The sequence below is a fragment of the Fodinicola feengrottensis genome (assembly GCF_010993775.1).
Taxonomy (GTDB): domain Bacteria; phylum Actinomycetota; class Actinomycetes; order Mycobacteriales; family HKI-0501; genus Fodinicola; species Fodinicola feengrottensis.
The window spans coordinates 48524-71981 of the sequence record NZ_WOTO01000002.1 but is presented as its reverse complement, the minus strand read 5'-3'; the positions used below and the strand labels follow the sequence as shown (position 1 = coordinate 71981).

33 protein-coding genes and 6 pseudogenes are annotated in these 23458 nt (G+C 66.8%); 23 read left to right on the top strand and 16 right to left on the bottom strand.

Annotation, left to right across the window (positions count from 1 at the left end):
- Positions 1-46: 46 nt before the first annotated feature.
- Entirely contained in the window at positions 47-850 is an 804-nt protein-coding gene (locus tag GNX96_RS01865) for a hypothetical protein (RefSeq protein WP_163566775.1), read from the top strand.
- A gap of 147 nt (positions 851-997) precedes the next feature.
- On the top strand, positions 998-1384 hold the full coding sequence (locus GNX96_RS01860) for a VOC family protein (RefSeq protein WP_163566774.1): 387 nt from the start codon (positions 998-1000) through the stop codon (positions 1382-1384).
- A 31-nt stretch (positions 1385-1415) separates the two neighbouring features.
- On the opposite strand, the gene GNX96_RS01855 is transcribed toward GNX96_RS01860, so the two are convergent.
- From GNX96_RS01855 to GNX96_RS62155, 3 genes are all read right to left on the bottom strand, one after another.
- Entirely contained in the window at positions 1416-1892 is a 477-nt protein-coding gene (locus GNX96_RS01855) for an MgtC/SapB family protein (RefSeq protein WP_163566773.1), read from the bottom strand.
- Positions 1893-1983: 91 nt separating this feature from the next.
- Positions 1984-2262: a CGNR zinc finger domain-containing protein gene (locus GNX96_RS47970; RefSeq protein WP_279579087.1), complete on the bottom strand. Its 279-nt coding sequence runs from the start codon at positions 2260-2262 to the stop codon at positions 1984-1986.
- A complete protein-coding gene (locus tag GNX96_RS62155; protein ID WP_390623882.1) occupies positions 2181-2519 on the bottom strand; it encodes an ABATE domain-containing protein in 339 nt (112 codons plus the stop codon). The genes GNX96_RS47970 and GNX96_RS62155 overlap by 82 nt, the downstream gene beginning before the upstream one ends.
- Before the next feature lie 83 nt (positions 2520-2602).
- Here GNX96_RS62155 and GNX96_RS01845 point away from each other — a divergent pair, with 83 nt between their 5' ends.
- From GNX96_RS01845 to GNX96_RS62150, 9 genes and pseudogenes are all read left to right on the top strand, one after another.
- Positions 2603-3628 (top strand): MFS transporter, encoded by a 1026-nt coding sequence (locus tag GNX96_RS01845; protein WP_279579085.1) that lies wholly within the window; start codon positions 2603-2605, stop codon positions 3626-3628.
- The gene (locus tag GNX96_RS47960) at positions 3559-3786 is read left to right on the top strand and encodes a hypothetical protein (protein WP_279579084.1); all 228 of its coding nucleotides are present in this window, start codon (positions 3559-3561) and stop codon (positions 3784-3786) included. Before GNX96_RS01845 ends, GNX96_RS47960 begins: the two co-directional genes overlap by 70 nt.
- A 392-nt stretch (positions 3787-4178) precedes the next feature.
- Complete coding sequence (locus GNX96_RS01840) at positions 4179-4760, top strand: DUF222 domain-containing protein (protein WP_163566772.1); 582 nt, start codon at positions 4179-4181, stop codon at positions 4758-4760.
- A 310-nt stretch (positions 4761-5070) separates the two neighbouring features.
- A complete protein-coding gene (locus tag GNX96_RS01835; protein ID WP_163566771.1) occupies positions 5071-5805 on the top strand; it encodes a class I SAM-dependent methyltransferase in 735 nt (244 codons plus the stop codon).
- Between the two features lie 12 nt (positions 5806-5817).
- A complete protein-coding gene (locus GNX96_RS47955; RefSeq protein WP_279579083.1) occupies positions 5818-6105 on the top strand; it encodes an arginase family protein in 288 nt (95 codons plus the stop codon).
- Positions 6083-6850 carry an agmatinase family protein gene (locus tag GNX96_RS01830; protein WP_279579082.1) on the top strand — a complete coding sequence of 256 codons (768 nt, stop codon included), beginning with the start codon at positions 6083-6085 and terminating at the stop codon, positions 6848-6850. Before GNX96_RS47955 ends, GNX96_RS01830 begins: the two co-directional genes overlap by 23 nt.
- Before the next feature lie 338 nt (positions 6851-7188).
- Positions 7189-7893, top strand: coding sequence for a class I SAM-dependent methyltransferase (locus GNX96_RS01825; RefSeq protein ID WP_163566770.1), 705 nt, complete (start codon positions 7189-7191; stop codon positions 7891-7893).
- A 142-nt stretch (positions 7894-8035) separates the two neighbouring features.
- Positions 8036-8527: pseudogene (locus GNX96_RS47950) on the top strand (LuxR C-terminal-related transcriptional regulator); the annotation flags it as partial.
- A 28-nt stretch (positions 8528-8555) separates the two neighbouring features.
- Entirely contained in the window at positions 8556-8642 is an 87-nt protein-coding gene (locus GNX96_RS62150) for a hypothetical protein (RefSeq protein WP_390623889.1), read from the top strand.
- Here GNX96_RS62150 and GNX96_RS01815 read toward each other — a convergent pair.
- The 9 genes and pseudogenes from GNX96_RS01815 to GNX96_RS62145 all read right to left on the bottom strand — a co-directional run.
- Positions 8639-9412 (bottom strand): annotated as a pseudogene (locus tag GNX96_RS01815) (SDR family oxidoreductase). The gene GNX96_RS62150 and the pseudogene GNX96_RS01815 sit on opposite strands and share 4 nt — an antisense overlap.
- Before the next feature lie 15 nt (positions 9413-9427).
- On the bottom strand, positions 9428-9814 hold the full coding sequence (locus GNX96_RS01810; protein WP_163566769.1) for a DUF4180 domain-containing protein: 387 nt from the start codon (positions 9812-9814) through the stop codon (positions 9428-9430).
- Positions 9811-10248 carry a helix-turn-helix domain-containing protein gene (locus GNX96_RS01805; protein ID WP_163566768.1) on the bottom strand — a complete coding sequence of 146 codons (438 nt, stop codon included), beginning with the start codon at positions 10246-10248 and terminating at the stop codon, positions 9811-9813. Before GNX96_RS01805 ends, GNX96_RS01810 begins: the two co-directional genes overlap by 4 nt.
- A 47-nt stretch (positions 10249-10295) precedes the next feature.
- A pseudogene (locus tag GNX96_RS01800) lies at positions 10296-11160 on the bottom strand (aldo/keto reductase).
- 74 nt (positions 11161-11234) lie between these two features.
- Positions 11235-11954 carry an EamA family transporter gene (locus GNX96_RS01795; RefSeq protein ID WP_163566767.1) on the bottom strand — a complete coding sequence of 240 codons (720 nt, stop codon included), beginning with the start codon at positions 11952-11954 and terminating at the stop codon, positions 11235-11237.
- Positions 11951-12142 carry a hypothetical protein gene (locus tag GNX96_RS01790; RefSeq protein ID WP_163566766.1) on the bottom strand — a complete coding sequence of 64 codons (192 nt, stop codon included), beginning with the start codon at positions 12140-12142 and terminating at the stop codon, positions 11951-11953. The genes GNX96_RS01795 and GNX96_RS01790 overlap by 4 nt, the downstream gene beginning before the upstream one ends.
- Positions 12143-12214: 72 nt before the next feature.
- The gene (locus GNX96_RS47945) at positions 12215-12352 is read right to left on the bottom strand and encodes a hypothetical protein (protein ID WP_279579080.1); all 138 of its coding nucleotides are present in this window, start codon (positions 12350-12352) and stop codon (positions 12215-12217) included.
- Between the two features lie 18 nt (positions 12353-12370).
- Positions 12371-13359 (bottom strand): annotated as a pseudogene (locus GNX96_RS47940) (NAD(P)/FAD-dependent oxidoreductase); the annotation flags it as partial.
- Positions 13360-13498: 139 nt separating this feature from the next.
- Positions 13499-13990, bottom strand: a pseudogene (locus GNX96_RS62145) (FadR/GntR family transcriptional regulator); the annotation flags it as partial.
- Between the two features lie 115 nt (positions 13991-14105).
- Here GNX96_RS62145 and GNX96_RS01770 point away from each other — a divergent pair.
- The 5 genes from GNX96_RS01770 (at position 14106) to GNX96_RS01750 (ending at position 17855) form a co-directional block, all read left to right on the top strand.
- Entirely contained in the window at positions 14106-14765 is a 660-nt protein-coding gene (locus GNX96_RS01770; RefSeq protein WP_163566721.1) for a DUF885 domain-containing protein, read from the top strand.
- A 729-nt stretch (positions 14766-15494) separates the two neighbouring features.
- Positions 15495-15767 (top strand): DUF885 family protein, encoded by a 273-nt coding sequence (locus GNX96_RS62140; RefSeq protein ID WP_163566765.1) that lies wholly within the window; start codon positions 15495-15497, stop codon positions 15765-15767.
- Entirely contained in the window at positions 15764-16057 is a 294-nt protein-coding gene (locus GNX96_RS01760) for a hypothetical protein (protein WP_163566764.1), read from the top strand. The genes GNX96_RS62140 and GNX96_RS01760 overlap by 4 nt, the downstream gene beginning before the upstream one ends.
- Positions 15978-17081 carry a DPP IV N-terminal domain-containing protein gene (locus tag GNX96_RS01755; RefSeq protein WP_163566763.1) on the top strand — a complete coding sequence of 368 codons (1104 nt, stop codon included), beginning with the start codon at positions 15978-15980 and terminating at the stop codon, positions 17079-17081. Before GNX96_RS01760 ends, GNX96_RS01755 begins: the two co-directional genes overlap by 80 nt.
- A gap of 12 nt (positions 17082-17093) precedes the next feature.
- Entirely contained in the window at positions 17094-17855 is a 762-nt protein-coding gene (locus GNX96_RS01750; RefSeq protein ID WP_313885568.1) for a prolyl oligopeptidase family serine peptidase, read from the top strand.
- Here the strand turns inward: GNX96_RS01750 and GNX96_RS62135 are convergent.
- Positions 17835-17981, bottom strand: a pseudogene (locus GNX96_RS62135) (GNAT family N-acetyltransferase); the annotation flags it as partial. The gene GNX96_RS01750 and the pseudogene GNX96_RS62135 overlap by 21 nt on opposite strands.
- A gap of 197 nt (positions 17982-18178) precedes the next feature.
- Here GNX96_RS62135 and GNX96_RS47925 point away from each other — a divergent pair.
- Complete coding sequence (locus GNX96_RS47925; RefSeq protein WP_279579076.1) at positions 18179-18484, top strand: hypothetical protein; 306 nt, start codon at positions 18179-18181, stop codon at positions 18482-18484.
- A gap of 92 nt (positions 18485-18576) precedes the next feature.
- Here GNX96_RS47925 and GNX96_RS01740 read toward each other — a convergent pair whose 3' ends face one another.
- Complete coding sequence (locus GNX96_RS01740; protein ID WP_279579075.1) at positions 18577-18978, bottom strand: hypothetical protein; 402 nt, start codon at positions 18976-18978, stop codon at positions 18577-18579.
- Positions 18929-19141 carry a TetR/AcrR family transcriptional regulator gene (locus tag GNX96_RS47920; protein WP_279579074.1) on the bottom strand — a complete coding sequence of 71 codons (213 nt, stop codon included), beginning with the start codon at positions 19139-19141 and terminating at the stop codon, positions 18929-18931. The genes GNX96_RS01740 and GNX96_RS47920 overlap by 50 nt, the downstream gene beginning before the upstream one ends.
- Positions 19142-19222: 81 nt before the next feature.
- On the opposite strand from GNX96_RS47920, the gene GNX96_RS01735 reads away from it, so the two are divergent.
- Positions 19223-20056, top strand: coding sequence for an SDR family NAD(P)-dependent oxidoreductase (locus tag GNX96_RS01735; protein ID WP_163566762.1), 834 nt, complete (start codon positions 19223-19225; stop codon positions 20054-20056).
- 3 nt (positions 20057-20059) lie between these two features.
- Here the strand turns inward: GNX96_RS01735 and GNX96_RS01730 are convergent, their stop codons facing one another.
- Positions 20060-20731: a nucleoside hydrolase gene (locus GNX96_RS01730; RefSeq protein WP_163566761.1), complete on the bottom strand. Its 672-nt coding sequence runs from the start codon at positions 20729-20731 to the stop codon at positions 20060-20062.
- 645 nt (positions 20732-21376) lie between these two features.
- Between GNX96_RS01730 and GNX96_RS01725 the strand changes: the two genes are divergently transcribed.
- From GNX96_RS01725 to GNX96_RS01705, 5 genes are all read left to right on the top strand, one after another.
- Entirely contained in the window at positions 21377-21862 is a 486-nt protein-coding gene (locus GNX96_RS01725) for an Asp23/Gls24 family envelope stress response protein (protein WP_163566760.1), read from the top strand.
- Between the two features lie 138 nt (positions 21863-22000).
- Positions 22001-22186, top strand: coding sequence for a hypothetical protein (locus GNX96_RS01720; protein ID WP_163566759.1), 186 nt, complete (start codon positions 22001-22003; stop codon positions 22184-22186).
- The gene (locus GNX96_RS01715; RefSeq protein ID WP_163566758.1) at positions 22183-22527 is read left to right on the top strand and encodes an Asp23/Gls24 family envelope stress response protein; all 345 of its coding nucleotides are present in this window, start codon (positions 22183-22185) and stop codon (positions 22525-22527) included. The genes GNX96_RS01720 and GNX96_RS01715 overlap by 4 nt, the downstream gene beginning before the upstream one ends.
- Positions 22528-22531: 4 nt before the next feature.
- A complete protein-coding gene (locus GNX96_RS01710; protein ID WP_163566757.1) occupies positions 22532-22855 on the top strand; it encodes a hypothetical protein in 324 nt (107 codons plus the stop codon).
- A 396-nt stretch (positions 22856-23251) separates the two neighbouring features.
- On the top strand, positions 23252-23407 hold the full coding sequence (locus GNX96_RS01705) for a hypothetical protein (protein ID WP_163566756.1): 156 nt from the start codon (positions 23252-23254) through the stop codon (positions 23405-23407).
- The last annotated feature ends 51 nt before the right edge of the window (positions 23408-23458 follow it).

The following is a 23458-nucleotide window of genomic DNA, read 5'->3' as shown; positions in this document are numbered from 1 at the left end:
CGCGCTGGTCCACCGGCTGGGCCGGTACGGCCGGCGGGCGATCAACGTGGACGCCTCGGAAATCCTCGCGCTGGGCCCGAAATCTGACGTGGCCGACGGCTATGTCTTCGTGTCGGAAGGCGGCCGGAGCAGGGAAACCATCGCGGCCGCCCAACAAATCGGCGGCAACGAGCGGCTGGGGATCACCAACGACCCGACCGCGCCGCTGTCCCAGGTGGTCGATGCCACTTTCGGCATCGGGCACGGCGAGGACAGTCGGGTCTATACCGTCGGATACACCGCCACCCTGCAGGCCTTCGGGCTGCTGGCCACCGCGCTCGACGGCATTTGCGATGGCGACGACTGGCCGGCACTGCCGGCGCTGGTGGATCGTACGCTCACCGATCTCGCTGTCCAGGCCTTCGAAATCGCCGACGCGCTGACCGAAGTGACCTCGATCGACGTGGTTGGCGCGGGGGGGCGCGCGCCTCCGCCTCTGAGTCGGCGCTGCTTATCCGGGAGTCGACCCGGATCAGTACGGCCGCCTATGAGACGTACCAGTTTTTTGCACGGTCCGATGGAGGCACTCACTCGCCAGCGGGCATGCGTTCTTTTCGGCGAGGAACGGGAAGTGCGGCTGGCGCGGTACCTGGCCGCCGCCAAGGTGCCGACCGTGCTGGTCACCTCGGCCACCGTCGCGGCGGCGAAGAACCTCCATGTCGTACCGATCCCGGCGGTCAGCGGACTCTCCAGGGCAATCCTGCAAATCCTGCCCATTCAGCTGCTGGCCGGAGACCTCGCGCGGCGTTTCGGCCTGAAAGTCAACGGATTCCAGCACACTCAGGACGATACGAAGATCGACCATGTTTGATCCGCCCCGCAAAGGTGTGGCATGATCGCTGCGGCGTTGCGGCGACGAGAGGAGGTACGGAGATGACCACCACCGTTTCCGCGCCTCCCGCGAAGTCCTGATCGACGCCATTCTTCGCGGGAAGCGCGTTACAGCAAGGGATTGTTGATGACCGCGCGTATCAAACACGTCACGTTCGACGCCGTCGACCCGGCGAAACTCACTGCATTCTGGTCGCAGGTGTCCGGCTGGCAGGAGGATCCTGACGATCCGAACCTGCCCGAGCACACTGAGTGGGGGCTCGTCTCACCCAGTGGCCCAAACCTGCTTTTCGTGCTGGTGCCGGAAAGCAAGACCAGCAAGAACCGGGTGCACCTCGACCTGATCCCGGACGAACGAACCCGTGACGAGGAAGTCCAGTGGTTGCTGGGCATCGGTGCCAGCCAGGTGGCCGACCACCGCAAGCCCGACGGCAGCGGCTGGGTCATTATGGCCGACCCGGAAGGCAACGAATTCTGCGTCGAACGCAGCGACGCCGAGCGTAAACCGAAGTAATCAGACACCGGCGAAGAATAGGCTAAACGGCCTATTCTTCGTCCTCGGCGCACGGGGGCTGCTCGGCACCGCGGTGCGGTCGACGGTCCATCCCCCGCGCGACGGTCCGCAGCACGATGTTGACCAACAGCACGGCCGCCGTACCGGTGATCGCGACCTGGAAGAGGCCGGCGCCGGCCAGCGAGCCGACCGCGGCCGAGCACCAAAAGGTGGCCGCGGTGTTCAGCCCCCTCGGACGGTCAATCCCTCTCGCATAATCACGCCAGCGCCCAGAAATCCGATGCCGGACACGATTTGCGCCGCGACCCCGGGTCGGGTCCGCCGCACCACTGCCGGACAGGCCACCGAATCCGTACGAGGACATCACCACGAACAGAGTGGCACCGACCGCCACCAGTGCGTTCGTACGCAATCCCGCCATCCTGGCCCGGTATTGCCGCTCAAATCCAATCGCCGCGCCGAAACCGAGTCCGGCGGCGACTCTGATCACCATTTCCAGGGTGGTCATGTCCGTCCACCTCCCTCTCAGCCCCGACCAGTAGAGCCCACCAGAGGTCGATAGTCAAACACTTGCGCAAGTATTGTCACGTGCTTCACGTTCAGGACTTGCTGCGCAGAGTTTCCTTCTTCGCGCGATTGCCGCAGGTGTCCATCGAGCACCACCGACGCGTACCGGGCCGGGAACTGTCCAGGAACAACGCCGAACAGTCCGGGTTCGCGCAGGCGTGCACTCGTACGAGCGCCGGCGAAGTGGCGAGGTCGAGCGCGTCCCGCGCCACCAGCGCCAAGGTCGCGTTCACCACGTCTTCGGCGGCCCAGGTGAGCTGGCCGGACGGCTCCAGCCGCGGCGCCGGCACCGGCCGCGCGCGCGGCGGCATTGATCACCTGGCGGTCGGTCGCCGTCGGTTCGGTCGCGATCAGCCCGAAAAAACGCTTCTCGCAACTCCTGAGCGGCCTTGACCTGGACGAAGTCCGGTACGCCAGTGGGCTCGGCCGGGCCGCACTGGCGGACCCACTCAGCCAGCGCGGCCGCGTCCGGGAGCTCCTCGACAACGCCCGGTTTGCCGCGCAGGCGCAGCGTGCGGACGAAGTCGAGGCAGAGCCGCCCAGCGCCCTGCCGGAACACCACAGTCATGGACACACCATACCCGTGGCACCGGTTTAACTGGTACGGTTCTGGAACCGGTTAAAACAGGTTCCATTGGCGAGAGGCTTTCCGTGACCCTGACGAAGTCGTCCATCAGCACTCAGGCGCCGCCCGGCTGGCTGATCACCCTGCTCGCGGTCGCTTGCGGGCTGACCGTCGCCAACCTTTATTACGCACAGCCGCTGTTGGCAGAACTCAGCCAGTCCTTCAGCATCAGCAAGGTGGTGGCCGGCGGCCTGATCACCGCCACCCAGGTCGGCTACGCGGCCGGGATGCTGTTCCTGGTGCCGCTCGGCGACCGGGCCGAGACCCGCCGGTTGGTGTCCGTGCTACTGGTGATCACCACGATCGGCATGGCGGTGGCCGGTTTCGCGCCGAGCTTCCCGGTCCTGCTGGCGGGCGCGCTGATCAGCGGAGCGACCTCGGTGGTCGTACAGATTCTGGTGCCGTTCGCGGCCGGCCTCGCACCCGATCACCTGCGCGGCCGGATCGTGGGGCGGGTCGTAGCGGGCCTGCTCACCGGCGTCCTGCTGTCTCGTACGATCGGCAGCTGGCTCGCCGAGGCGACCAGCTGGCGGGTGGTTTTCCTGACCGCGGCCGGTTTTATGGCCGTGCTGGCCGTCGCACTGCGGTTCGCGCTTCCGCGCCGCGCGCCCAGTACCACGGTCGCCTACGGCGCGCTCCTGCGATCGACCGTACGGCTTGCCCGTACACACCCGGAACTGCGCCGTCGCGCGCTCTATCAGGCGGCGATGTTCGGCGCCTTCAGCGCTTTCTGGACGACTGTCTCGTACGTGCTGACCTCGCCTCCTTTCGGCTACTCACAGCTCGGCGTTGGCCTGTTCGCCCTGGTCGGAGCCGGTGGCGCCCTCGCAGCGCCGCTCGCCGGCCGGTGGGCCGACCGGGGCTTGTCCAAACCACTGACAGCGACCGCCTTCGGAGTCGCGGCGGTGGCCTTCGAGTCGCCGGATTTGGCCGGCACAGCATTGTGTTGCTGGCCGTCGCCGCGGTCGCCATCGACATGGCCGTGCAGAGCACTCTGGTCTTCGGGCAGCACACAATCTACCGGCTGGACGCGTCCGCGCGGGCCCGCCTGAACAGCGTCTATCTGGCCACGTTCTTTCTCGGTGGCGCGGCCGGTTCGGAGCTCGGGTCGCTGGCGTACGACCTCACCGGCTGGACCGGGCTGGTGGTTTTCGGCGCTATTCTGCCGATTCTCGCGCTACTGTTCTGGCTGACCGAAAAGCGGACGTGACGTGGCCGCCGGCTGGCGGCACAGAAAACTACAGATTGCTCGCTTTCTGGGGGGAAGCCGGTCAAAACCGGGCGCTGACCCGCAACCGTAGGCGGCTTTATGCCGCGAGTCGGAATGCCCAGAACCCGAGCGGCTCCTGAAGTAAAGCTGTCGAGGTCTACAGGGTGGAGCCCTAGCGATGCCTTCAAAAGGCGGCTTACGTGCCGGGACGGCGGCGACCGTGGCGGTCGCGGTCGTGCTCACTTTCGCGCCGCTGGACAGTCACAGGCTCATCGAACGCAGCCCAATGTCTCGCACTCGACGTTATTCACAGGGCGACCAAGGCTATGTTTGTTATCCACAGAACCGAAATTGGTGGCCCAATTGTCGGTAGTGGCCGGTAAAATCGTGTCATGAGCAGAAAGCGAAGGCGACCGGAATTCACCGACCCGAACAAGCAGTGGTGGCGCACCATGCCACCCAGCGGGGTCCCCCTGCAGATGCTGGAAGAACTCGACCGGTACGGCCGAGCCGACGCGGACACCGCGCTGGCCGCGGTCGAGGCGCTGGACAAGGTGATTTCGTATACGCAGGCGATGCAGATGCGGTTTATGGACCGCTTCACCAACGCCCGCCCCGCTGTTGGCGCAGCGTTCTCTAAATACGCGGCCGGGGAAATCGCCGCAATGCTGACCTGGAGCCTGTCAGCGGCCCAGAAACAACTGAACTTGGCGTACCAACTCGTCCACGAACTCCCCGGCACCATGGCCGGGATGTCTCACGGTCACCTTAACCTACGCAAAGCCTTCACCTTCGCGGACCAGGTCGGCCACCTCTCACCCCAAGACGCCCGCAAAGTCGAAGAAAAGGTCCACCCGGCGCCGACTCGAAAACACCTCGATCGATCCGAGACAAGGCCCGCCGGGAGGTCATCAAAATCGACCCAGCAGCCGCCGAAACCCGCCGCAAGAAACTGGTCTCCGAAAGGCGAGTAGAAAAACCGCGTACGACAGCGCCGGACCGGCATGCAAATTCCATAACGACATCAAAGAACACGGCTGGACCGTCACCCAACCCACACCAGGCCGATTCCTCTGGACCAGCCCCACCGGACGCATCTACGACGTCACACCCAACGACGACTATCCACCACCACCGTTCTAACGGGGCACCATGTGAGGCGTGACCAAGGTCTCGACTTCATCCCCACTGGGTGGTAGCCGCGAGAATCCATGACAACCGTCATGGCCGGCGGCCGCCGAAGCGAACAGGCCGAGACACGCAGGCGCCGCTACAGTTCCCGCCATGACCACAGAACCGCGGGCCGACTATGGAGTCGATGCCCCCTACGCTCCTTTTTCGATGATTCTCATGGGCGTCATCTTCGCCATACTTTTCGTGATATCGCTGCTCTTTCACTGGCCAGCCGCGCTGACGATCTGGTGGGCCGTGTGGACGGTCGGCATGCTCGCCATGGCCGCCAGCTATCTCTACACGACCCGGCGCGGCAAGGTCAGGGTGTGGGCCGCGCTGCTCGACCAGCTGGCGCTGCGCGGCGACGAAAAGGTGGTGGATCTCGGTTGCGGACGCGGCATGGTGCTCGTGCAGGCCGCCAAACGACTGCCCACCGGACAGGCGGTCGGCGTCGACCTCTGGCGGACCGTTGACCAATCCGGCAACTCCGAGGAAGTCACCGCGCAGAACGCCACGGCCGAAGGCGTACGGGACCGCATCGAGCTACGCACCGGCGACATGACCGAGCTGCCGTTTCCGGACGCGAGCTTCGATCTAGTGGTGAGCAGTCTCGCGATCCACAACATCCCCGGCAAGAGCCGGTTGACTGCGATCGACGAGGCGCTGCGGGTGGTACGCCCCGGTGGCCAGCTGGCGATCGCGGACTTCCGGCACGTGCGGGCATACGCCAACCGACTACGCGAGCTCGGCGCGAACGATGTTCGCGTACGCGGACTGGGGTGGCGTTTTTGGTACGGCGGACCGTGGACGGGCACCAGTCTGGTGACGGCGACAAGGCCGGCGTGACACGATCGCGGCATGACCCGCTATGGCGCTCAATACGGACCTGACTTCACGTTTCTCGGCGTTGACCGGTGCGATCTGACTGACCCGACGACGTACGAGGGCGCTGACGTGGTGATCCTCGGCGCCCCATTCGACGGCGGCACCTCGCACCGGCCGGGCACCCGGTTCGGGCCGCAGGCGATCCGGGCCACCGACTACCTGCCGCACGACGGGTCGCGACCGAGCCTCGCGTTGCGCACCGACGGGCTCAAGGACCTACGGGTGCTCGACGCCGGCGATGTGGAGATGTTTTTTCGGTGACGCGGCGAAATCTCTCGCGGACCTGGAAGCGGCGGTGGAGCAGGTGTCCGGTTCCGGAGCGATTCCAGTGATCCTCGGCGGCGACCACGCGATCGCTTTCCCGGACGCGAAAGGTGTGGCCAACGTGCTCGGCCATGGCCGAGTCTCGATGATCCACTTCGACGCGCACGCGGACACCGGGGACATCGAGTTCGGCTCACTGTGGGGCCATGGCGCGCCGATGCGCCGGCTGATCGAGTCCGGCGCGCTGCGGGCCGACCGGTTCCTGCAGATCGGCCTGCGCGGTTACTGGCCGGAGCCGGCGACGCTAAACTGGATGGCCGAGCAGAACATGCGCTCGTACGAGATGACCGAGGTGGTCCAGCGCGGCCTGGACGAGTGCCTCACCGATGCCTTCGCGATCGCGATGGACGACTGCGACGGCGTCTTTCTGTCCGTGGACATCGATGTCTGCGATCCGGGACACGCGCCCGGCACCGGCACCCCCGAGCCCGGCGGACTGTCCGCCCGCGAACTACTGGACTCGGTCCGGCGGATCTGCCTGGAGTTGCCGGTGGTCGGCGTCGACGTGGTGGAGGTCAGCCCGCCGTACGACCACGCCGACATCACCGCCGCGCTGGCCAACCGGGTCGTGTTGGAGTCGCTCAGCGCGATCGCCCGCCGTCGCCGGGATGCCCGCGACGGCACCACCTGGAATCAGCTGCTGCCACTGCTCGCCGACCGGCCCGATCCCGGCCAGCGGTAGGGCAAACCTGCCAGAAAACTCGTGCGAAAGGACTGCGACCGTAGGTCATCTGGGTCCCAGTCCCGCATCCGCGGATTGGCGGCTGACGACTGTCCGTACGAGCACTGAATCCGGCTGCCCTCATGACAGGCCGGGCGCGGTCGACCGCGCCGGCCTCGGTAGCCTCGGTGGCGTCACATTGAGGCCGCCACCTGGTCTTTCACACCATCGTACGAGAGCGCGTCGGCTTTCCCGGCCGTCCGGGGACGATTACGCTCCGTGTCATGAACGAAGACTTCATGGCGGTCTGAGACCGCACCGCGCAAACGTACGAAACGATCACCCCGTTCTTCCAGCCCATGGGCCGGCGGCTGGCCGAGCGGGCCGAGCTGAAGCCGGGCGACCACGTGCTCGATGTTGCCTGCGGGACCGGGACCTCGCTGGTACCAGCCGCGTTGGCGGTCAGCCCGACCGGGCGGGCGGTAGGCGTCGACTACGCGCCGAGCATGGTCGCGGCCGCCCGGAGCGCGTTGCGTACGGCAGGCGCCGACCACGCCGAGGTCATCGAGATGGACGCCTCCCGGCTGGAGTTCCCGGACAACTCCTTCGACGTGGTGCTCTGCGGGATGGCGTTGATCTTCGTCGGTCTGGACGGCGGGCTGGCCGAGATCGCTCGGGTGGTGCGCCCCGGCGGCCGGCTGCTGGTCACCGCCCCCGGGGCGGTGACCGAACCTTTCCAGATCTTCGAGGAACTGTGCCGAAAGTACGACCTGAAACCGCTGCCGATCGGAGAAGTGCCAGACCTCGCCGACATTCCCGCCAAGCTACCGAAGGCCGGTTTGGTCGACATGCAGGTGATGCCCGACCAGTTCACGTTGGCGTTCGCGAACGCGGACGACGTGTGGCAGTGGCACTGGTCGCATGGCCACCGGTGGTTCCTCGAACAGCTCGACGACGAGCGGCTGGCGAGCTTCAAACAGGACCTGTTCGACCGCCTCGCCCAGTTGCCGAGCCTGTCGGTCATCCAGCCGTTCGCTGTCGTCCAGGCGAACAAGCGGTCCTAGTGCTCGGCTGCTGGCCGAGCTGCGCCGGGCCAGCGGTCTGGGTGGCCGAAGCCGCGCACTGGCGGTTCTGACCGTACGGATTGTTCGTCGCCGGGTTTACGCCTCCTGAGTGAGAGCACACCGGCGGCGAGCGAGGCGATCCATGACGAGCAGCGTGGCCGAGCGGGGATTCCTCGCACTCGCCGGTGAAGACGAGGTCGTACGCATGGCGACCCACCTGCGTACGACCGGCCGGACCGGCGACTTCCTGGCCGCGCTCGGCGCCCGGATCGACGGGTTGTCGGCCGGCGCTTATGGCGAGGTGGAGCGGGGCGTAGGCCGGCTCGACGCGGCCGCCGACGGATTGGCCGCGGTCGGTGCGCACCTGCTCGCCGCGCAGGCCCGGCTGGAGTGGGCCGAGCTGCGTACCGACCGGGCCGACGACACCCGGGCCGCGATCGTGGCCTGCCTGGACACGTTCGAACGCGCCGAGATGCATTCCTGGGCTCGGCGATGCCGGCGGCTCGCTGCCGCGCGCGGCATGCACCTGCCGGCCTCCGAGCGGCTCGAACCGCTCAGCCGGCGGGAATCTGAGATCGCCACGCTGGTCGCCGACGGCCTCTCCAACGCGCACATCGCGCAGAGACTGACGATCAGCGAGCGAACGTACGGTCGAATCACACTTGCGGAACAGCTACCACCGGCTGCGGCTGGAGTCGCGGGTCGCCCTCGCCCAATGGGTGCGGACGTCCCAAGCCGCAGGAAACTAGCCGAGTGAGCTGATGCCGCCGTCGACGGGGATCACCGCACCCGTGACGAAAGTGCTGGCGCGGCTGGCCAGATAGATCGCGACGCCGGCCATGTCCTCGGGGCGGCCCATCCGGCGAAGCGGAGCCATCTTGCCGAACTCGTCGCCGTACTGGGCCAGCAGGCCGGCCGTCATTTTCGACTCGAAAGGACCGGGTGCGATCGCGTTGACCAGGATGTCCGGCGCGAGGTCCCGGGCGAGGTGACGGGTGAGCATGTGGACAGCGGCTTTGCTGGCGCTGTACGAATAGTTGTCGAAGCCGCGCGCCGGCACCCGGATCCCGTCAATACTCCCGATGTTGACGACCCGAGATGGGTCGTCCGGGGTGGAAGCGGCCCGCAGCTGCGGAAGCAATAGGCGGGTCAGATGGAAAACGCCCCGGACGTTCAGGTCGAGCACCTTGCTCCACCCGGAGTCCGGGAATTCCTCCAGCGGCGCACCCCAGGCGGCCCCGGCATTGTTGAAAAGCGCATGGACCAGCGGCTCCTGGTCGGCGATCTGGGCGGTCAGCGCGAAGCAGCCGGCCTCGGTGGACAGGTCGGACCGGAATGCGGTCACGTCACCGTCGGCCCGCAACCGTTCGGCGGCGTCGGTCAGCTCAGCTTCCTTGCGGCTGCTGATAATCACCCGCGCCCCCGGCTCGCAGCAGGCCCTGGGCGATCATGAAACCGATCCCCCCCGGCTGCCGCCGGTCACCACCGCCACCTTGCCGCTCAGATCAAACAGGTCCACTGACGCTCCTTGGGTTTAGGTCAACCTAGCGCGGGTGTTCTGCGTCAGCCGTTCGGCCAGCTCGTCCAGATCGGAGACAAACCACACATCGGTGCCGCGGTTCGACTCGCGGACCCAGTCCCGGAACGGCTCGCTGGCCGCCGCGTACGAGGAAATGTCACCGACGATCGCCACTCTGACCTGGTATCCGACCAGTTTCCCGACCATCGCGCCGGCAATCCCCGTACTCAGCTGGAAAAAGTCGCCAGCCAGCCGGCCGACCGGGATGGCCGCCCAGCGGGTACCGAGGCCGTACATGCTGCCCAGCACGTCGACCGCGTCCGCGTCGCCGACCATCGCCGGACCGTCCTCCGCGCAGACAAACACGTTCACGCCGGACAGCTCCAGCACGGTGCCGATCATGGCGTGTCCTCCAGAATCACGTGGATCATTTTCAGCATTTCACCAGTGGTTTCCAAACCACCCAACAAAACAATCTTCAGACTTGCCCGCTCCTGGTCGTACACAGTGTCGATGCGCAGCCGGCCGTCGTCGTACGGGCGACCGTTCGCCGAGCTCATCACCGCCGTCGCCAGCCGGCTCACCAGAGCTGGGCTGGCCGCGTCGACCTGCACGATGCTCGACACCTCGGCGTGCCGCTGACGGGACACCGTCTCGCGTACCGGCGCCGGCAGCGCGCCACCGGTGAACGTCTCGACTTCCTCGCTGGAGATCCGGTATTGCTTGCCGATCCGGACCGCCTTCAGCCGGCCGTCCCGCACATACCCCCGGACCGTCTTCACATGCAGGTGGAGCAGGTCCGCGACCTGCTCCACCGAATACAACTGGGGCCCCATGTTCCCTAACCTACCCTATGCAAGGAGCGATAGGGAATGATAGGGAGTTAGGATCGTACGGTCGACAGGGCCTCGACGTCGTCGGCGGACAGCTTCACGCCGGCCGCGGCGATGTTGTCCTCCAGGTGGTCGACGCTGGACGTGCCCGGGATCGGCAGCATGACCGGCGACCGCTGCAGCAGCCAGGCAAGAGCAAGTTGCGAGCCGCTGACGCCGAGCCGCTTCACGATCGACCCCAGCGGGCCGCCCGGCTCGGCGAGCTTGCCGGTGGCCAACGGGAACCACGGAACAAAGGCAATGTCGTTCGCCTCGACGAAGTCCAGCAGCGCCTCGGACTTTCGGTTCGTCAGGTTGTAAAGGTTCTGTACGGACGCGATAGTCGCCGTTTTCTGTGCTTCCTTCAGCTCATCGACGTCCACTTCGGACAGTCCGATCAGACCGATCTTTCCCTCGTCCTGCAGCAGTTTCAGCTCGCCGACCTGATCCGCGAGCGGCACCTTCGGGTCGATCCGGTGCAGCTGCAGCAGCGGGATCCGGTCCAGGCCGAGGTGCCGGAGGCTGAGCTCGACCTGCTGGCGCAGGTATTCCGGGCGGCCGACCGCCCGCCAGTCGTTTGGCCCGGAGCGGGTGAAACCGGCCTTGGTCGCGATGATCACGTCATCCGCGTACGGGTGCAGAGCTTTCTTGATCAGTTGCTCAGCGACAAATGGGCCGTACGAGTCCGCCGTGTCGATGAAGTTTCACGCCCAGCTCAACGGAGCGCCGCAACACTCGTACGGCCTCGGCTGGGTCCTCCGGATCGCCCCAGACGCCCGGACCGGTGAGCTGCATGCTGCCGAAACCGAGCCGGTTGATCGGGTATTTGCCGCCCAGCACGTACGTCCCGGACTGCGCGGCCGAAATCGTTGCCATCGAAAGCTCCTTACGAGGTGTCCTTTCGGCGCAAACCTGTCGACGCCGGCCCTCATTCCCGGCAGACTGATCTGTCACACCGGCACCGGCGGCTCGACCGCGGGTTGTCCTGACCGCCGGCCGCTCACCAGACCGAACGCGAGGCCACCGGCCACCGCGAGGCCACCGACAAGCTGGGACAGGCCCAAGGTGCCAGCGCCGACCAGCGGCGCGACGAGGGCGGCCGTCAGCGGCAGGATGCCGGCGAACAGCCCCGCGTGTTCCGCGCCGACCCGTTGCAGCCCGGTGTACCAGCTGATGAACGCGACCACGGTGACCAGCAGCGCGATCCACAACAGCGCCAACGCCTCCACCGGGGTCGGCCACCGCAAAGCCGCCGGCCCGTCCAGGACCAGGGCAAGAACGAGCGCTTGTACGGTCGCCAGCGCGGTCGTATAGCCGGAGACACCGAGCGCCCCGAGGCGGCCCAGCAGCGGGATCGCCAACAGCGAGAAGGCCGCCTCGCCAGCGAGCGCCAGCAGCGAAAACGCCAGCCCCGCTGGGTCGCTGCGGCCGAAACCCTGCACGATCGCGGCGCCGGCGACCACCAGGCCCGCGGCCACCAGAATGCGTCCGGACGGACGTTTTCGGGCCGCCAGCGGCACCACGGTGGCCAGCACGACCGGCACGCAGCCGACGATGACGCCTGGTACGGCCGGTTCAGCGGTTCTGAGCGCGAACAGGATCGCCAGGTTGAAGCCGACCAGCCCGGTCGCCGCGAGCAGCGCCAGCAAACCCCACTCGCGGGCCGTCACCCGATGTGGTGGCGGCGCACCGCGCCGGAAGGCCAGCGCAGCAGTATCAGCGCACCCAGCGCGTACCGGATCGCCTGCCCGCCCGCGTACGGGTAATGCAGCAGCAAGCTGGAAGCCGGAAAGGAGCTCCCCACCAGCATCATCGCCAGCGCACAACACAGCCCACCACGGATCTTGTCCACACCCATGGTGCCAACGTACGAGCCGCTTGGCCCTGGAGTTAAGGGCCATTCTCGCCTCGATGGACTGGTCCATAGACGTCAGCGGATGCCGCGTTCCGGGTACGGCCGTCCGTCGGCTATTCGCCGGTAGCCGAAACGGCTGAGGTCGATCGTGCGGAATTCACCATGCAGGATCAGCTCGGCCAGGGCCCGCCCGACACCCGGCGCGTGCATCATGCCGTGGCCGGAAAACCCGCTGGCCAAGGAGAAATTCCGCAGCACAGCCGGCCAGGTCCCGATGATCGCGTTCCCGTCGAGGCGGTTCTGGTCGTAGTGGCCGACCGTTGTCGAGTGCAACCGGGCGCGATCCAGCGCGGCAGCCGGTGCGCCAAAGCCGGCCAAACAGCGGTGTCGAAATAGCTCGAGTCGATGCTGTCATCGAAGCCGCCCGGGTGGGTGAAGTCGACCAGCCCGACCGACAGTCCGTCGCCGGCCGGACGTACGGCCAGGCCGGCCGGGTCTTTGATGAACGGGAGCAAGGAAAAGTCGCCGTCCGCGCGGACGAAATGCTCGTAGCGACGCATCGGTTCGACGGGAATCGGTAGGCCGACCCTGGCCGCCAGCTCGGCTGACCAGCAGCCGGCCGCGTTGACCACATGGCCGGCCGGCAGGACATCGCCCGACGCCAAGTCCACGGCGGTGATTTTCCTGTCCCGTACGATAAAATTCACCACCCGATCGCGGACGAATCGAGCCCCGAGCCGCTGGGCCGCCCGCCGGAATCCCATCAGGAAGGCGTACGGGTCGAGCCAGCCGTCGTCCGGCGACAGCACCGCGCCGCCCAGATCCTCGGTCGCCAGCAACGGATACCGGTCGGCAACCTCAGCCGCAGCCAGCCAGAACGCCGGTACGCCTGCTTCCTGCTGCACCAGCAGATTCTCTCGCAAGGCGCCGGCTTGGTCGCTGCTGGCAACGAAAAGGTAGCCGTTCGGTCGCCACCCGAGGTCGGTGTCGGCGAAATCCGGCCACGAGTCGATGAAGTCCAACGTATATCGGGAAAGCTGAATGTTCTCCTGGCAACTGAAGAGCTGCCTGATGCCGCCGGAGGCACGCGGGCTGGCGGCGACCGCATAGGTGGGATCCGGTTCCACCACCGTCACTTCCAGCCCAGGATCGCCCCGAAGCAGAAAGACCGCGGTCGCGCAGCCAATAACCCCGCCACCCACAACGACCACATCCGACATCAGGCCCCCTGCTCGACATTGGCACGGGTGTGCGCGAAATGCGCCCGGAGAGCGGCCTCGGCGGCGTCCTGATCGCCGCCACTGATCGCGGTCGCGATGGCGCGGTGCTCTGCCAGCCCGGCGCGGGCCTCCGAGTCGAGTAGTGGTCGCGCTGGCGTACGTCCCGAAGCAGATCCAGTTGCAGACGGACCAGCCGCTCCACCATGAAGTTGCCGGTGGCGGCGGCGATCGCGGTATGAAAGCGGGCGTTGTCCTCCCAGCTGCCGCTGGAGACCCGCGCGGCCTCCAGCAGCGGCTGACCATCGGCACCCTCCGCCACCTTTCGGGCCGCCAGCCGGGCCACCTGGACCTCCAGCATTTCCCTTGATTCCAGCACATCCAGGATCGCGGCCCGTTCCAGCCGGAGAATCACCCCGACCGGTGACAGCCGTGCCGAGATGTTGGCGTCTCGCACGTACCTGCCGCCGCCCGGCCGCGAGCGCACGATGCCGCGCACCTCCAACACCCGGATCGCCTCCCGCAGCACGTTCCGGCTGACTCCGAAACGCTCCGCCAGGTCGCGCTCAACCGGCAGCCGAGCGCCCGGCGGGATCTCCCCGGTCGCGATCAACCGCAGAATCTGCTCCACCACCAGCTCGTACAGCCGCGACCCGGTCACCGGCTCGAAAACGTCCTCTGACACCACTGGCTCCCGAGGTATAGTGGGTCACTGGGTGACCCAATTGTACGCCATGAGAGAGGTGCCGATGACCACCGAGCTGCGGCGCCTTGCCGCGGACTTCTGGGACTGGCGGGCCGCCACCGCGCCGGCCAGCACCGACGACCTGACCAGGATGGACCGCCCGACGGGCTGGTTACCCGACTGGTCGGCGAGCGCGGTGGACGCCCGCCGGCAGGCCGCCGCGGGCTTTCGCGTACGGCTCGCCGCGCTGGCACTGGATGCCGAGCCGGTGGCCGTACGGGTGGACGGCCGGCTGATCCAGTCGGCGATTGACCGGGTGTACTGGGAGCTGGACCTGCAGCGCGGCTGGCGGCGCCATCCGGGCTTCTATGTCGAGCAGGCGGTGGTGCCGATCTTCGAGGCGATGCTCCCGCCAGGGCCGTTCAACGACCAGCGAGCCGCTGGGATCGCGGCTCTGCTGGCACATCTGCCGGAGATTTTGGCCCAGGCGCGTACGAACCTGGGCCCGGACGCCGTCGGGCCGTTCGCCACCCTCGCGCTGCGAGAGCTCGACCAGATGCCTACCAGCTTGGCCGCCTCGATGGCCGCACTGGCCCCGCATTTATCCGCAGAACAAAGGAAAACGGTCGCCATCCACGCCGAGGCCGCGGTCGCCGCGCGCCGACCGGCTACCGGCAGTGGCTGGCCGCGACGCTGCCGAGCTTTCGCGGCGAAGTCGCGGTAGGCCCGGCCGCCTTCGGCTTCTTCCTGCACAAGGTCGCGCTTTATCCGCATCCGGCGGACGAAATCGTGCTGCTGGCAAGGCACGAATGGCAACGCGCGGCGGCCGCGGAGGCGATTCTGTCTCAGCGGCACCGAAACGCTCCCCCGCAGCTCATCGCGTCCAGTACGGACGCGCAGGTCCGCAGGGAGGATGACGACGAGCGGCGCCTTCGGCGGTTCTACGCCGACACCGACCTGCTCAGCCAACCGGACACCCTCCGGCGCTATCTTTTCGCCCCTATGCCGGACTATCTCGCGCCACTGGCTTGGTACGGGCTGGCGGACGACCTGACCAGCGCGGCACGCGTCGACCAGAACGCTCTCCGTTACGTGGCGCCGCCAAGCGACACACTGCCGTACTTCGAGCGTGCCAAGGCGTACGACCCGCTGTGCGGCGGCCTGATCCACGAAGGCGTCCACGCCCAGCAGCAGGCACTTTCCTGGCGCCACCCCAATCCCATCCGGCGACACCATTACGACTCGCTGCCCACCGAGGGCATCGCCTTTTACCACGAGGAAATGACGCTGCTCGGTGGCCTTTTCGACGACCGGCCGCACAGCGCGACTCGGATCGCCAACTTCCTGCGCCTACGGGCCCTTCGCGCCGAGTTGGACGTGTTGCTCGCACTCGGAGAAATCACCCTCGCGCAAGCCTCTGATCGGCTGGTTCGTACGGTCCGGTCGATCGCGGATGGCCGAGCACGACGCCGCCGGGCTCGCCGCCACGCCGGGGGGGCAGCGGTTGAGTTACCAGGCTGGAAAACAGCAGATTCTCGACCTCCTGGCGGCCGCGCAGCTGCACTTGGGCACGGCTTTCGACCTCGGCCGATTCCACGATCGGCTGTGGCTGGAAGGCAACGTGCCGCTCGCCTTACAACGCTGGGAATTGCTGGCGGAATCCGACCATATTGAGGCGGCCGACCGCCTTGCGACCGCGCTGTCGCGGAAAGGCGATGACAGATGACTGAGGAGTTCCTGGCCCAGTGGGGCCGCACCCGACAGTTGTCCCTTGGGGTGCCCCGAAAGTTCACCGTGAGCCCGGACGGACAACAAGTCCTGTTCGTACGCACCAAGTCGGGCACCGATCCGGCCAGCTGCCTGTGGCGGCTCGATGTCCCCACCGGCACCGAAACCCTGCTCGCCGACCCGTCCACGCTGCTGGGCGACCGCGCGGATGACCTCACACCCCGAGGAGCGGGTACGACGGGAGCGCGCTCGGGAACGGTCGACCGGCATCACCGCGTACGCGACTGATTCCGACGTCGAGCACGCGGTTTTCGCGCTGGCCGGTCGACTGTGGACAGTCGAGGTCGGCACCGCCGCGGTACGAGAATGGCCAACCGCCGGCCCGATTGCCGACCCGCGCCCCAACCCGGCCTTCACTGCTGTCGCTTACGTTTCGGCCGGGTCATTGCACGTCATCGACCTCGCGGACGGCACCGACCGGGTGCTGGCGCGGTCCGAGGCGGCCGACCTCACGTACGGACTGCCCGAGCACGTCGCCTCCGAGTCCATGCACCGGTTCCGCGGCTACTGGTGGGCGCCGGACGGCCGCCGGCTGCTGGTCGCTCGCGTCGACACCAGCCCGGTGGAGCGGCTTTATCTCAGCGACCCAACCCATCCCGCCATTGCGCCCACGATGCTGCGCTATCCGCTGGCCGGCACCGCGAATGCCGAGGTGACGCTGTCCGTACGCGACCTCGACGGCACCTCGGTCGCGGTCGAATGGGACCGTGACGCGTACGAATATGTCGTCGACGTCCACTGGTCAGCCCACGGATTGCTGCTGGCCGTGCAAAAAACGCCCGCAGACGACCCTGCGGCTGCTGTCCGTGAACCCAGACACCGGCATGTCCACTGTCGTCCAGGACGACCACGATCCACAGTGGACAACGATAGTCGCCGGGGTACCGGCCCGTACCGACGCCGGCGACATCATCACCGCCGCGGGACAGCGAGAACACCCGAAGGCTGGTCGTCAACGGCCGGCCGGTCAGCCCGGTCGGGCTGCAGGTGCGGGAAGTTCTCGGTGTCGACGGTGAAAACGTGCTGTTCACCGCGTCATACGAACAGACCGAGGACCACCTGTGGAAATATGCGGCTTCCTCCGGCGTCGTCGCGCTCACCGACACTCCCGGTGTCCACAGTGGAGCGTTCGGCGGCGGTACGACGGTCATCGCCAGCCGTACGGGCGAACGCCATGGCGTCGAGATTTCCGTTCAGCGTGACGGAAGACCGGTCGCCGCGATCGCCTCGTTGGCTGAATTGCCGGCGCTGACAGCTCAGCCGCATTTCCTTCGGGCCGGCAAACAGGAATTCCGCACCGCGGTGCTCTTCCCTGCCGGTCACGTGCCAGGCAGCGGGAAAACTGCCGGTGCTGATGGACCCGTACGGCGGGCCGGCCGGACGCCGAGTGCTGGCGGCCCTGGACGGCTATGTGAGTTCGCAGTGGTGGGCGAACCAGGGCTATGCGGTGGTCATCGCGGACGGTCGCGGCACGCCTGGCCGCGACCCTGCCTGGGATCACAGCATTCACCTCGACAAGGGAGACGCGGCGCTGGCCGACCAAATCGTCGCCCTGCACGCGGCCGCCGAGGCGTTTCCCGACCTGGATCTGCGCCGGGTCGGCATCCGCGGCTGGTCGTACGGCGGCTATCTGTCCGCTCTCGCGGTGCTGCGACGCCCGGATGTCTTCCACGTGGCGGTGGCCGGCGCGCCCGTCACCGATGTTTACCTTTACGACACGCACTATCAGGAACGCTTTCTCGGGCATCCAGCCGAACACGCTGACGTTTACGACCGTGGTTCGCTGATCGCCGACGCGCCCAACCTGTCGCGGCCGCTGATGCTGATCCACGGGCTCGCCGACGACAATGTGCTGCCGGCGCACACCCTGCGACTGTCCGCGGCGCTGGTGGCCGCCGGCCGACCGCACACTGTGCTGCCGTTGCCGGCCGCCTCGCACATGCCCACCGACACCAACGTCGTGGCGAATCTTTTCGCTCTGCAGGCCGAATTCCTGGCTCGCGCTCTATGCCCACCAGGTGGATGAGGCGATTTCGGTGAACCCGAGGGAATCGTACAGCGGTTTGCCGGCCCGTGACGCGCTGAGTGTCACGGGCTGGTCCTTCAGATAAGCCAAAACCGCGTACATGAGCTCCCGGCCAACCCCGCGCGAACGATGATGCGGGCAAGGTGGTCACCCAATAAACACCACCAACGCTGCCGTCAGCCACCGTCATGCATGCTCCCGCCAGCGTTCCGTCCCGCGATATCAGGAAAAGGTCGATCCCGTCGCGGGCCAGCAGGCTTGCCGGGAACACCTGACCCAGCTGGTACGGCTGGAAGTTCTCCAATGCGAAGCCGTGCACCACGGTGCGCTCGGCCTGCTCCAACTGCTCCGGGAGCTCGACCCGAGTAACCTCCAAAGACGACGGCGGAAGAGCCGCGCCGGGCTGCCGGATCATCACCGGCAGCTGTCGCGAGGTCAGCCCCAACGCGGACAGGTCGACCACGCCGAAAGCGTCCTCGACTGTGACTTTCCCGTCCGCGCGGCCCTTTATCAGCGCGGTCAGCTCGGCGAGGTCATCACTGGACGGTTCGGCCGAGAGCACCATCATGCGCATCCCGCCACGCTCGCTGCCGTGCACGCAAAGGAATCCGGGCCGGCGTACGATCTGATTCCCGCGGGTTTCGCCCAATGCGCACCAGAAAGTCGCCGCATTGTGGACAGCCAGCTGAAGCGAGGTCGCCTGATCGGTCATGATCGGATCTTAACCGTCACTTGGCGGGTTCAAAGCCCGGAGGGCGGCGGCGAGGATCTCGGCGCGATCGGCCGGTCGCAGCGAGTCATGGGCGGACCCCATCGCGCCGACGGTGGCCTCCTTCACCACCGCGAAAGCCGCCTGTGCCCGAATTTTCCCGGCTCGACTGGGTCGCGGGCCGGCGAGGCCCGCCAGCAGCGCGGCGAAGATCTCGTCCGGCCGGCGCGGCAGCTGCGGATCGATGATCGCTCGTACGGACGGATCACTGCCGACGATCGGCAGTAAGGTCCTGGTTTCCACAGTGAAGTCCAGGAATGCCTGCAGTAACTCCGCCGGCGCAGTCTTGCCGGCGACGGTTCGGTCAGCGAGTCTTACGTACGCTGCCAGGGGTTCGGCGACCAGCGCGTTCAAGATGTCTGCCTTGGAACGGAAATGGTAGTACAGCGCGGCCGGGGTGTGTGCCCAGCTCGGTGGCGATGTCCGCGATCGACGTGCCGGTGTAGCCGCGACTGCCGAACAGCTCCCGCGCGATGGACAGGATGCGCTCGCTCGTATCGCCGGACCGTTTGCTCATGCCTGCAGCCTACTTGCTAAATAATCAGTAAGTAAGCTAGCGTCCAACTTACTGAACATTTAGTAAGATGGAGGCCGTCAGATGAGTCGTTCACCCGCCGCCCTGGTCACCGGATGCTCCAGCGGCATCGGCCGTGCCACCGCGATTGCGCTGGTCAAGGCCGGAATTCCGACCTGGGCGTCAGCCCGTCGGCTGGACACGATCCAGGACCTGGCGGCTGCCGGTTGCCGACTGGTCCAGCTCGATGTGACCGACGAGGAGTCGCGCGTACGTGCCGTCAAGGCGGTCGAAGCGGAACACGGCGCCATCGGCACGCTGGTCAACAACGCTGGCTATGCGCAGGCCGGCCCGATCGAGGAAGTGCCGTTGGACCTGGTCCGCCGGCAGTTCGAGACCAACGTTTACGGGTTGATCCGGATGTGTCAGCTGGCTTTGCCGAACATGCGAACAAAAGGAGGTGGCACGATCGTCAACATCGGGTCCGCGGCCGGTCTGATGGGAGTGCCGGCCACTGGCACGTACGCGATGAGTAAGTGGTCGGTCGAGGCGCTGTCGGACGCGCTCCGCTACGAGGTGCGTGATTTCGGGGTCCGGGTGGTGGTTCTGGAACCCGGTGGCGTGATCACCACCGGATTCGCCGCCACCGAGCACGAAACCTGGCCGGCCGGCAGCGGCCCGTACGAGAAGTTCCGGCAGAACCACCGTGCCCGGATGGCCGGATGGACCAACGACAACGCCCGCGGAATGTCCACTCCCGACCAGGTCGCGCGAGTAGTCGTACGGGCCGCGACCGCCACCCGGCCGCGGGCCCGCTACAAGGTCGGCGTGGCGCCCAGACTGATGCCGGTGATGTACCGGCTGCTTCCCACCTCGATGTGGGACGGCTTCTGGGCCCGCCAGTTCCCCGTCACCTGACGATCAGTTTCCGTTCAACTGGTCAAGGAAAGACTGCTCGAATTCCGCCTGATCGGCCGTGCTGCCGACATTCTGCGGTGCACCAGCGGGGGACACGGTGGTACGTCCGGCGGACGCGCCGGTTGGGGGGGTCACCGATATGTTTTGCGGCTGGAAAGTAACCGGGTCGTCACCTGTTTTGTCAACGTACGACAGCATGGAAACAGCGGTCAGCGGATCCCACCAGAAGAGTCCGCCCAGGGTGATCAGCGAGGCCACGTCCGGCTGGGTGACGATCGAATGGACCAGTCGCGCCTGGTCGGTCCGCGCCGCACCGCCAAGCCGGTCGACGTACGCAGGCGTGATCGGCACGTGGGAGGTGGCGTCCAGCGGCACGAGACGCACGGAACCTCGGCGCATTACACCAAAAACGCTGGCCGGCGCGGCCGGATCCACCCACATGTTGGCTTCCTGGGTGTTGTCGAAGCCACCCACCGTGGAACCGAAGAGGTTTCCTGGCACAGTGAAGGCGCCGCCCATCGCGTACAAACGGCTGATTTTGGCGGCCACTCCCGCTATCCGCAGTGCCGCCGCCACGTTGCTCAGCGGGCCGGTGGCCAGCACGGTCACCGGTGTCGACGAGGAAAGCGCGGCGGCCGCGATCAGCTGTGGCGCCGAACCCGTGGCCGGCGGCACCGACGCGCGAGCCGTCCGCCAGCGCGCCCGTCAACACCCGCTCGATCATCTCGCGCGCCTCCGGTGGCGGCGGGTTGACGCCGGTGTCCGAGCCGTCCGCGATGGGTACGTTCGACAGCCCGCACTGGTCGAGAATCGCGCGTGCGTGGGTGAGTGATCGCCCCCGAGTGCCGAATCCGTCGTTGACGACAGTGACGGCGCGGAGCTTGATGTGGTGTTGTTTGTCTTCCTGACATAACAAGGCCAGCGTCGACGCGTCGTCAAAAATCCATGTCACTGTCATAGACGACGGACGGCACAGCGGTGGCGACTGCCGCGCCGGCCGGTGTCGCGGTGGCCCACCGTCGGAGTGGCCAAAATAGCCGCGGCGACGACTCCGGCGGCCGCGAGGTGTTTCCAGAGCACGATGTATGGGTCCTTCTGCCGATTTTGATTTCCGGCAGCCTATTTTGGCTCTACAGAAGGAAACAATTGCCCGATGTCACCGGATCCTGATGCCAAAGGTCACCCGTACGCTCCGAACGGGAATCCGCTGTGACAGCAGTCACAAGTCGGTGCCCGTGACGAATCGCGCCGAGCGGCCTCTTTCCCAGTGAAGCCGCACGGCGAGGACGCCGGCGGCACCGCGAGAAAGGGACCGTCACCATGGCCGACAACGCCACAGTTGCCAAGGAAGCACCGAAAACCACCGCCGCGCCGGCGGTCCGGACGCAGCCGCACGGCACCGCCGCCATCGAAAGCCTGACTGGACCGGACGGCCGTACCTCGATCGCCGACGGTGTCGTCCAGAAAATCGCCGGCATCGCGACCCGCGAAATCTCCGGTGTCCATGATCTCGGCGGTTCTTTTGGCCGCGCCTTGGGCGCGCTCCGAGACCGGATTCCCGGCGGTGCCACCAACATCACTCAGGGCGTCGCGGTCGAGGTCGGCGAGCGGCAGACCGCGGTGGACCTGAACATCGTGGTGGAATACGGCGTTTCCATCGCCGACCTCGCGGTAGCTATCCGGCGCAACGTCATCCAGTCGGTCGAGCGAATGACCGGCCTGGAGGTCACCGAGGTCAACGTGGCCGTCAACGACATCCACATTCCGGGCGAGGAGTCCGAACCGGAGCAGACCCGCGTGCAATAGGACCGCGGTGGCCCGGCGGTGAAGCGCCGGTAGGCATCGCGAGGGGGGTTGCCTGCCGGCAAGCCGGTTGGCGGTGCCGGGCAGCACGCTCCGGCGCCGCCAACTGGTCCCGGACTATGGCTCTAGAGGGAGAAAATCATGTCTCGAAGCACGATAGGCCTGTTCGCAGGGCTACTGATCGCCGTTGCGACGACCACCGGCGGATTCTTCGGATTCCTGGCCGCCGTTGTCTTCGGGATCGTCGGCCTTGGTGTCGGCAAGGTTCTCGCCGGCGAACTGGATATCGCCAGTTATCTTGGCGGCCAAGACCGGCAGCGGCGATGACCGCCATTGTTGAGGCCACTGCTCAGTCCACTGTGGACACTCGTGGCCGGCTGGACATCGACAACCGGGTGGTGGAGCGGATCGCGGCCACCGCGGCCGCCCAGGTCGAGGCGGTTTCGACAAGTCCACCGCGCGCGAGAATACGAATGGCGGACGATCGGGCCACCATCGAGTTGCAAGTCGTCGTACGCTGGCCGGCCCCGCTCCGCGCGACGGCCCGGCGGGTACGCGAAAAAGTCGCCGAACAGGTGCCACTGCTCACCGGCTTCGCGGTCGCGGCTGTCCACGTGACCGTCACCGCAATGCCGACTACTGGCGCTGCGAAACGAAGGGTGGTGTGAGTTCATGCGCGTTTTCGACCGACTGCTTGCTCTCGTCCTCGGCCTGGCCGCCATCGCACTGGCCGTGGTCATTATCACCGAAGTGGTGCGCACGGCGCTCGGCATGCAACCCTGGCTTGTCCACCTGGACACCGTCACCGCCTATCTGACCATGAGAACCTGGCAGGACCTGCCCGTACGACTAGCCCTGGGCGGCCTCACCGCGGCCGGCTTTCTGTTACTGGGCAGTCAACTCTGGCCTCGCCGCCGGCGGTTCACCCGACTGGCCCCGGTCACCAACGGCATCGACTCGGTCGCGGTCCGCACATCCCTGCGGAATGCCCGGTGAACCCGCGCACAGATCGCGCGAACCGCGTTCTCCTCACCCTGTTCAGCCTGCTCATTCTGGCCGCTGGGATCGCCGGTCTGATGGTGAGCTTTGGCTCGATCCAAGCCATTCGCGCGAGCGCCAAAGTAAAGTTTCCAGCAGTGCCGCCGTGGCTTCTTCCAGCGGTAGTTGCCGGGAGCATTGTGTTGGCATCACTCGGACTCTGGTGGGTGGTGGCCCAGACCCGGCTGGACCGAGTGGCCCGGCTGGAACTCGAGAAAGACCCCAGTCTTGGCGGCACCACACTTATGTGCCGAGCGCTGCTCGACGCGGTCGGAGCCGAGGTCGCCGATATTTCCGGGGTACGAAGGGCGAGCGCTCGGATGATCGGCCGCACCCGCCGACCGCAAACTTCTGTTGAAGATCCAAGCCGAACCGACCGCCGACCTCGGTGCGCTCCGCGATCGGATCGAAACAGCGGCGATCGCGCACGTACGCGAGGCCCTGGAAACAGACCTGCCGGCAAGGGTGGAATTCACCGTCGGCGCCAGCTCCCGCCAGCGAGTGGCCTGATTCACTCGCGAACGGGTGATTAGAAACCCCGCATCGCGGGCACTCAAGGGT

What these genes read in the sequence shown, in the direction of transcription:
- GNX96_RS47945 (WP_279579080.1), bottom strand. Translation starts at nt 12,352, where the DNA reads ATGATGCACGCGCCGGGTGTCGGGCGGGCCCTGGCCGAGCTGATCCTG.
- GNX96_RS47955 (WP_279579083.1), top strand. Translation starts at nt 5,818, where the DNA reads ATGACCCGCTATGGCGCTCAATACGGACCTGACTTCACGTTTCTCGGC.
- GNX96_RS01810 (WP_163566769.1), bottom strand. Translation starts at nt 9,814, where the DNA reads ATGATCGGCACCGTGCTGGAGCTGTCCGGCGTGAACGTGTTTGTCTGC.
- GNX96_RS01760 (WP_163566764.1), top strand. Translation starts at nt 15,764, where the DNA reads ATGACTGAGGAGTTCCTGGCCCAGTGGGGCCGCACCCGACAGTTGTCC.
- GNX96_RS01720 (WP_163566759.1), top strand. Translation starts at nt 22,001, where the DNA reads ATGTCTCGAAGCACGATAGGCCTGTTCGCAGGGCTACTGATCGCCGTT.
- GNX96_RS01840 (WP_163566772.1), top strand. Translation starts at nt 4,179, where the DNA reads ATGAGCAGAAAGCGAAGGCGACCGGAATTCACCGACCCGAACAAGCAG.
- GNX96_RS01825 (WP_163566770.1), top strand. Translation starts at nt 7,189, where the DNA reads ATGGGCCGGCGGCTGGCCGAGCGGGCCGAGCTGAAGCCGGGCGACCAC.
- GNX96_RS62140 (WP_163566765.1), top strand. Translation starts at nt 15,495, where the DNA reads ATGGCCGAGCACGACGCCGCCGGGCTCGCCGCCACGCCGGGGGGGCAG.
- GNX96_RS01855 (WP_163566773.1), bottom strand. Translation starts at nt 1,892, where the DNA reads ATGACCACCCTGGAAATGGTGATCAGAGTCGCCGCCGGACTCGGTTTC.
- GNX96_RS01710 (WP_163566757.1), top strand. Translation starts at nt 22,532, where the DNA reads ATGCGCGTTTTCGACCGACTGCTTGCTCTCGTCCTCGGCCTGGCCGCC.
- GNX96_RS01830 (WP_279579082.1), top strand. Translation starts at nt 6,083, where the DNA reads ATGTGGAGATGTTTTTTCGGTGACGCGGCGAAATCTCTCGCGGACCTG.
- GNX96_RS47970 (WP_279579087.1), bottom strand. Translation starts at nt 2,262, where the DNA reads ATGCCGCCGCGCGCGCGGCCGGTGCCGGCGCCGCGGCTGGAGCCGTCC.
- GNX96_RS01790 (WP_163566766.1), bottom strand. Translation starts at nt 12,142, where the DNA reads ATGGGTGTGGACAAGATCCGTGGTGGGCTGTGTTGTGCGCTGGCGATG.
- GNX96_RS47920 (WP_279579074.1), bottom strand. Translation starts at nt 19,141, where the DNA reads ATGAGCAAACGGTCCGGCGATACGAGCGAGCGCATCCTGTCCATCGCG.
- GNX96_RS01805 (WP_163566768.1), bottom strand. Translation starts at nt 10,248, where the DNA reads ATGGGGCCCCAGTTGTATTCGGTGGAGCAGGTCGCGGACCTGCTCCAC.
- GNX96_RS01715 (WP_163566758.1), top strand. Translation starts at nt 22,183, where the DNA reads ATGACCGCCATTGTTGAGGCCACTGCTCAGTCCACTGTGGACACTCGT.
- GNX96_RS01835 (WP_163566771.1), top strand. Translation starts at nt 5,071, where the DNA reads ATGACCACAGAACCGCGGGCCGACTATGGAGTCGATGCCCCCTACGCT.
- GNX96_RS01725 (WP_163566760.1), top strand. Translation starts at nt 21,377, where the DNA reads ATGGCCGACAACGCCACAGTTGCCAAGGAAGCACCGAAAACCACCGCC.
- GNX96_RS01860 (WP_163566774.1), top strand. Translation starts at nt 998, where the DNA reads ATGACCGCGCGTATCAAACACGTCACGTTCGACGCCGTCGACCCGGCG.
- GNX96_RS01770 (WP_163566721.1), top strand. Translation starts at nt 14,106, where the DNA reads ATGACCACCGAGCTGCGGCGCCTTGCCGCGGACTTCTGGGACTGGCGG.
- GNX96_RS01755 (WP_163566763.1), top strand. Translation starts at nt 15,978, where the DNA reads ATGACCTCACACCCCGAGGAGCGGGTACGACGGGAGCGCGCTCGGGAA.
- GNX96_RS62155 (WP_390623882.1), bottom strand. Translation starts at nt 2,519, where the DNA reads ATGACTGTGGTGTTCCGGCAGGGCGCTGGGCGGCTCTGCCTCGACTTC.
- GNX96_RS01735 (WP_163566762.1), top strand. Translation starts at nt 19,223, where the DNA reads ATGAGTCGTTCACCCGCCGCCCTGGTCACCGGATGCTCCAGCGGCATC.